Consider the following 5855-nt stretch of genomic DNA (forward strand, 5'->3'; position numbering starts at 1 on the left):
ACCTCATTGGTCCCTTTCCGAGCGGCGCGCCCGCCATCTTCATCGATCAATGCGCACGTATGGGCGGAGCGGCCGCAATGGTGGGCGTGGTCGGCGACGACGATTTCGGCGTCGTCAACATGGAGCGCCTGAAGCGGGACGGCGTAGACACTTCAGCCATCGCTGTTTCCCCGGATTATCCGACGGGCAGCGCCTTTGTTCGCTACCGCACGGACGGAAGCCGCGATTTCGTCTACAACATCGCCAAATCCGCCGCCGCCCGACTGGAATGGAGCCCGCAGGTCGAGGCGCTGATCGCGCGTTGCGGGCATATCCATGTCATGGGAACGGTGTTCGCAAGTCCCGCAGCCTGGGCGATCACCGAACGCGCGATCCCGCTGATCAAGGCACGCGGCGGCACGATGTCGCTCGATCCGAACCTGCGCAAAGAATTGCTGGCGCACGGCCAGACCGAGGAGAAATTCGCCGGTCTGGTGGACGAAGCGGACCTGCTGCTGCCGTCGGGCAATGAATTGTTCCTGGCCGCCGGCACGGACGGGGAGGAACGCGCGATCGAGGCGCTGTTCAGACGAGGGGTCAAGGAGATCGCCGTGAAGCGCGGCGAACATGGCGCGTCAGCCCGTCAAAGCACCGGAGCCCGCGCCGATTGCCCCGGCCTCATCGTCGAGGAAACGGACCCCACCGGCGCCGGCGACTGTTTCGGGGGAGCCTATGTCGCATGCCGGCGGCTGGGGATGGCGCTGCAGACGGCGCTCGAATTCGCCAACGCGGCAGGGGCGCGCAACGTCACACGCCTCGGTCCCATGGAGGGAGCCGGCACGCCGGCCGAGCTGGAGGATTTCATGGCAAGAACGGCGAGAAGAAATTGATGCGTGTGGCGATCGACGATTTGCCGGACCTGCACAGGGACGGGAAGAAAATCGGGGTGACCTCGGTGTGCTCGGCGCACCCGCTGGTGCTGAAAGCCGCACTGCGCCACGGGCGGGAAACCGGCACCACCGTCCTGATCGAGGCGACGTGTAATCAGGTCAATCATCTGGGTGGTTATACGGGCATGACGCCGGCCGATTTCGCGGCGATGGTGGAAGCGCTCGCGGCAGCCGAGCAGTGCCCGCAAAAGCTGATCGTGCTTGGCGGGGATCATCTCGGCCCCAATCCCTGGAGAGACCGGCCCGCCGAGGAGGCGATGGCGCAGGCCGGGACGATGATCGATGCCTATGTCCGCGCCGGCTTCCGCAAGATCCACCTCGATGCCTCGATGGGCTGCGCGGGTGAACCGGCGGCGCTAGACGACCACACGGTGGCCGGGCGCGCGGCCAGGCTGGCAGGCGTCGCGGAGCAGGCGGCAGCGCAGAGCGGCGGGGCAAGCCCGGTTTACATCATCGGCACGGAAGTGCCGCCGCCCGGCGGCGCCGATCACGCTTTGGATGCGATCACCCCGACCAGTCCGGAGGCGGCTCGCCAGACACATGCCATTCACGCCCAGGCATTCCAAACCGCCGGGCTTGAAAGCGCATTTTCCCGCGTCATCGGGCTTGTGGTGCAGCCGGGCGTGGAGTTCGGCAACCAGAATGTGATTTTCTACGATCGGACCAAGGCCAGCGACCTGGCGGCAACTCTGAGCACATTGCCGTCGCTCATTTTCGAAGCTCATTCGACGGACTATCAGGGCGAGAGGCCGCTGCGTGAACTCGTCGAGGACGGCTTCGCCATCCTCAAGGTCGGCCCCGAGCTGACCTTCAAGCTGCGCGAGGCGCTGTACGCGCTCGACCTGATCGCTTCCGACCTGGTGCCTGGCTATGGCGAGCGGCCACTTTACCACGCCATGGAAGAGCAGATGCAAGCCACCCCCAAGAATTGGGCAAGCCACTATCATGGAAGCGATGCCGACAAGCGGACGCTGCGCCACTACTCCTATTCCGATCGCATCCGATATTATTGGGCGATCCCGCAAGCCCGTGCCGCCTGCAACCGTCTCTTCGATACGTTGAACGGCCGCAAGGTGCCGGTGACGCTGTTTCTCCAGCACCTGCCTTCTGCAGTCACATGGGCTGGCCGCGCCTGCGACGTCGAGGAGATCGCGATCGGTCACGTCCGGCGGAGCATCGAGGCCTACGCCGGGGCATGCGGCACCTGAGATCCTCGTCCGGCACTTCAAGGCCAGAGCGGATGGCCTGGCGGGCGGCAGGAACGCTTACAGCGATGGCCCCAATCGGATCGGACTGCCGTCGCTGAAACGGGATTGACGGAACCTGTAGAGATTGTGCCCGGTCTCGTTGCCTTGGACGAGGTCGGACAGCACACGGCCGATGCCGGGTCCGATGCCGAAGCCGTGACCACTCATCCCGGTCGCTATGACGAGACCTGGGATCGCAGCGGCGCGATCGACGATGGGCACGACATCAGGCATCGCATCGATCATGCCCGCCCAGCTCGCCTTGATCGGCACAGTCGTGAACTGAGGGAACAGTTCCCTGAACCCGCGGTCGATGGCGCGAAGCGCCGACGTCTCGGGAGCGGGATTGAGGACCCGCATCCGTTCGAAAGGGCTTTCTTCATCCGCGTTCCATCTGCGCGGCGTCGACCAGCCATCCGGGTATCCTCGCGGCGCGGCCGGCAGGTAGCGTGTGCCGAAGGGATTGGCCATCAGGGCGCTGATATATTTGCCCGCATGGCGAAATGCGTCCGGCCCTATGTAGAGTTGGCTACTGCCTCCCGATGCGAGCGTATACCCGCCATCCTGCCTGCGTCGGAAAGCGATGCGTTCATCCGCGGCGGCACCGGCGTGGATTTCCGCCATCGGTGCTGTCGCGGCGACGGTCGCCCTGACGCTGAGCTGCGGAATCGAGATGCCATGGGCGCGCAGGAAGAGCGACGTCCACGCGCCGCTGGCGACGAGGACGCTCGAGGTCGCGATGAGCCCTTTCTCGGTCCAGACGCCACTGGTGCGACCCCCGGAGATGTCGAGCATACGTGCCGCGCAATTCTCGATGATCGTCACGCCTTCGCGGGCCGCCAGGCGCGCAAGCGCGGGCACGGCGACCCAAGGTTCGGCGCGCATGTCCGACGGGGTGATCATTGCGCCTTTGAACGGTAGCGCCATGGCCGGGATCAGGCTTGCCAACTCACCTTGGTCGAGGAGACGCGTGTCGACGCCATGAGCCTGGGCGATCGTCAGGAATTTCGCGAAACCGGCCATCTCCTTGTCCGTCCGCGCAAGATAGGTGACGCCCGTCTGCTTCAGTCCTATGTCCTCGCCACACTCCTGCGCCAGTTGCCGCCAGAGGCGCTGCGCTTCGATGACGATCGGCAGTTCGTCGGCATCGCGGCCCTGCTGCCGGATCCAGCCCCAATTGCGCGAGGATTGCTCGGCGGCGATGCGGCCCTTTTCCAGCAGCGTCACCGAGACGTTCCGTCGCGCCAGGAACAGTGCCGTGCTCACGCCAATGACCCCGCCGCCGATGATCACGACGTCCGAAGTCTTCGGCAGGGGCTGCTGGAACTGGATCGAGGTGGCTTCGGTGAAGGGGAAGATTGTCAAAGAGCACCGTCCTTCTTGGTATGCTGCGGCGACATCCGGTCCACGCTGGCAGCGAGATCTGGGCAGCGATATCTGGCCGCCGTGAAATGTCGATACCACGCGAGGAGATTGATCGTCAGCTAGTGCTTCAAGGCCGCCTATCGCGACGCGGGCGGCAAAGGTCGAAACAGCATCGTAAAAGCGAACGGACCTGACGCGCCCTACGGTAGACGATTTCGTCCATCTGGAAATACCAAGTGAGCGAGAAGATCGTCGCTCCCGAACCCGCCTGACTTGGAGACGATGACAGCGCCATTCCATGTGGCCGACACCATCCTGCTGACCGCCACGCCGGGCTCGTAGAGTCCCTCGCACAAGAAATGGCTGGCTCCGCAGATGCCTGCCAGCAGCCGCAGCGTCGACCCGCCTGTCACCAAGACAGAACGCGGCGTCGGCAGCCTGGCCACAAGCTGGATGAGCGATCGCTCGATGGCAAGGCGCGCCTGGGATTCCGAAGCAGCGTGGGAGGGCGCGAGCAAAACAAACGGTGGTTCGAGAGGCATGGGACTGGAGCCGTCCATCACGACGGTCTTCAGCCCGCTGACCGCTGCGACCTGGCGCAAAGCAACCGGATGGTTCGTGCCGCAGATGGCGAGATCGAGTGCCTGTGGCCGAAGGTGGGCCGTCCGACTTCCAGCGAGCATGGAGGCCAATCCACCTGAGCCGACATAAAGATCCTCGCTATCCACTCCAAAGGCTGCAATCGCCGCCGCAAGCTCGGCATCGCTTGACGCATCGGCGACAAAAAATCCCTCGCTTGCGCAGGCCTCGCCGATCATGGCAGCCGGAACCCCGTGGCCCAATAATGCATCGACAAGTGCCGGACCGACGGGTGTTATCCCATCCTGCGATACTACGTGCTGCCGGCCGTTGACTGTTGCCCGGCCCAACGCCGGAAAAGCAGGGGCGAAAAGGGCACGCCTAAACCGTCCGGCGCGAAAGGCCGCAACCGACTCTGCGACAGGGTGTCCACGCATGACGCTATCGATTTTCTTGAACGACAGCGACCGTGCGCCCGCTTTGCGATCGGCAAAAACGCCTGTGACACGATCGTATGCCGCTCGTTCCCCTAAGTCCCGGCTGTCGAGATCAATGGCGTTGCAGCCGGAGAGGCCCGGCGGCAGGTCGAGCCAGACCTTCACCGGTTTTTCTGGACTCGCGAAATAGCCGGCCGTGTCGAGCGCACCGGTGATGTCGTCCGCGACGATCAGGACATCCGGCTTGCCAAGCCCGCGCCCGTCGGGGCTACGGTTCACGCAGCGTTCTCCGTGGTCAGCGACAAGGCGTAGTCGATCGCCTCTATGAGGCTGCTTTCGCGGGCGATCCCGCGGCCGGCGATGTCGAAAGCGGTCCCGTGGTCGACGGAGGTCCGCGCGATCGGCAGGCCGAGCGTGATGTTGACGCCGCTCAGGCCAAGCCATTCACCGGTCTGCGGGTCGATCTGGAAGCCAAGCAGCTTCACCGGAATATGGCCTTGATCGTGGTACATGGCCACGACCGCGTCATAGGCGCCGCCGCGCATTTTCACGAAGACGGTATCGCCCGGAACGGGACCATGGACGTCGTGGCCGCGCGCCCTGTAGTCGGCGACAATCGGCTGGGTAATGCGGATGTCGTGGGTCCCGAAAATACCGCCCTCCCCGGCGTGCGGATTGAGCGCGGCAATCGCAACGCGAGGCGCCGTGATCCCCAGATGATTCAGGGCTTCGATCGTCAGGTCGAGAACCCGCCGCATGCGCGGCTCCGTCGCCCTCTTCGGCACATCTTCCAGCGGAATGTGGGTCGTGACGTGGCTGACGCGAAAAGAACCGTGCGCGAGCATCATCGCGCTGTCTCGCGCCCCGGTAAGCGCCGCCAGCAGCTCGGTGTGACCCGGGAACCGATAACCGGCAAGATGCAGCGATTCCTTGTTGAGCGGCGCGGTGACGATGGCCGAAGCCTCGCCGGCCATCGTACGCCGCACACCCTCGGCCACGGCCTCATAGGCCTGCCTGCCGCCTTCCGCCGACACCTGTCCGATCTCAACGGCGGAACCCTCGATCGGCCAGATGCCGAGAGGTTCATCCGCATTCGCGACGGCGGGCAATGGTAAGGCCAGCGACCGGGCTGTCCCGCCAAGCGCCGCAAGTGACCCGATCAGGCGGAGCCGAACCGTGCCAGTCTCAAGGACCGCCGCGAAATGATGGGCGGCCTTGAGCGCGATCTCGGGTCCAACGCCGGCCGGATCGCCGATGGTGATGGCTATGGTTGCGGTCATTCAGCTCTCCATAAGCGC

At 64.7% G+C, this 5855-nt stretch carries 5 protein-coding genes; 2 read left to right on the plus strand and 3 right to left on the minus strand.

From position 1 onward, the window contains the following. Positions 1-869 (plus strand): sugar kinase (locus tag EN906_RS20320; protein WP_164777259.1); only part of this gene is annotated, 869 nt, incomplete at its 5' end. Next, positions 869-2137, plus strand: a complete 1269-nt coding sequence (locus tag EN906_RS20325; protein WP_127268749.1) for a D-tagatose-bisphosphate aldolase, class II, non-catalytic subunit — start codon at positions 869-871, stop codon at positions 2135-2137. The genes EN906_RS20320 and EN906_RS20325, both read left to right, overlap by 1 nt. A 57-nt stretch (positions 2138-2194) precedes the next feature. On the opposite strand, the gene EN906_RS20330 is transcribed toward EN906_RS20325, so the two are convergent. The 3 genes from EN906_RS20330 to pdxA form a co-directional block, all read right to left on the minus strand. Then, complete coding sequence (locus EN906_RS20330; RefSeq protein ID WP_127271655.1) at positions 2195-3541, minus strand: FAD-binding oxidoreductase; 1347 nt, start codon at positions 3539-3541, stop codon at positions 2195-2197. A gap of 200 nt (positions 3542-3741) precedes the next feature. Next, positions 3742-4836 (minus strand): four-carbon acid sugar kinase family protein, encoded by a 1095-nt coding sequence (locus tag EN906_RS20335; protein WP_127271657.1) that lies wholly within the window; start codon positions 4834-4836, stop codon positions 3742-3744. Next, positions 4833-5837 carry a 4-hydroxythreonine-4-phosphate dehydrogenase PdxA gene (gene pdxA / locus EN906_RS20340; protein WP_127271304.1) on the minus strand — a complete coding sequence of 335 codons (1005 nt, stop codon included), beginning with the start codon at positions 5835-5837 and terminating at the stop codon, positions 4833-4835. Before pdxA ends, EN906_RS20335 begins: the two co-directional genes overlap by 4 nt. Positions 5838-5855: the final 18 nt, after the last annotated feature.

Source organism: Mesorhizobium sp. M7A.F.Ca.CA.004.06.1.1, from assembly GCF_003999135.1.
GTDB lineage: Bacteria > Pseudomonadota > Alphaproteobacteria > Rhizobiales > Rhizobiaceae > Mesorhizobium.

What these genes read in the sequence shown, in the direction of transcription:
- pdxA (WP_127271304.1), bottom strand. Translation starts at nt 5,837, where the DNA reads ATGACCGCAACCATAGCCATCACCATCGGCGATCCGGCCGGCGTTGGA.
- EN906_RS20325 (WP_127268749.1), top strand. Translation starts at nt 869, where the DNA reads ATGCGTGTGGCGATCGACGATTTGCCGGACCTGCACAGGGACGGGAAG.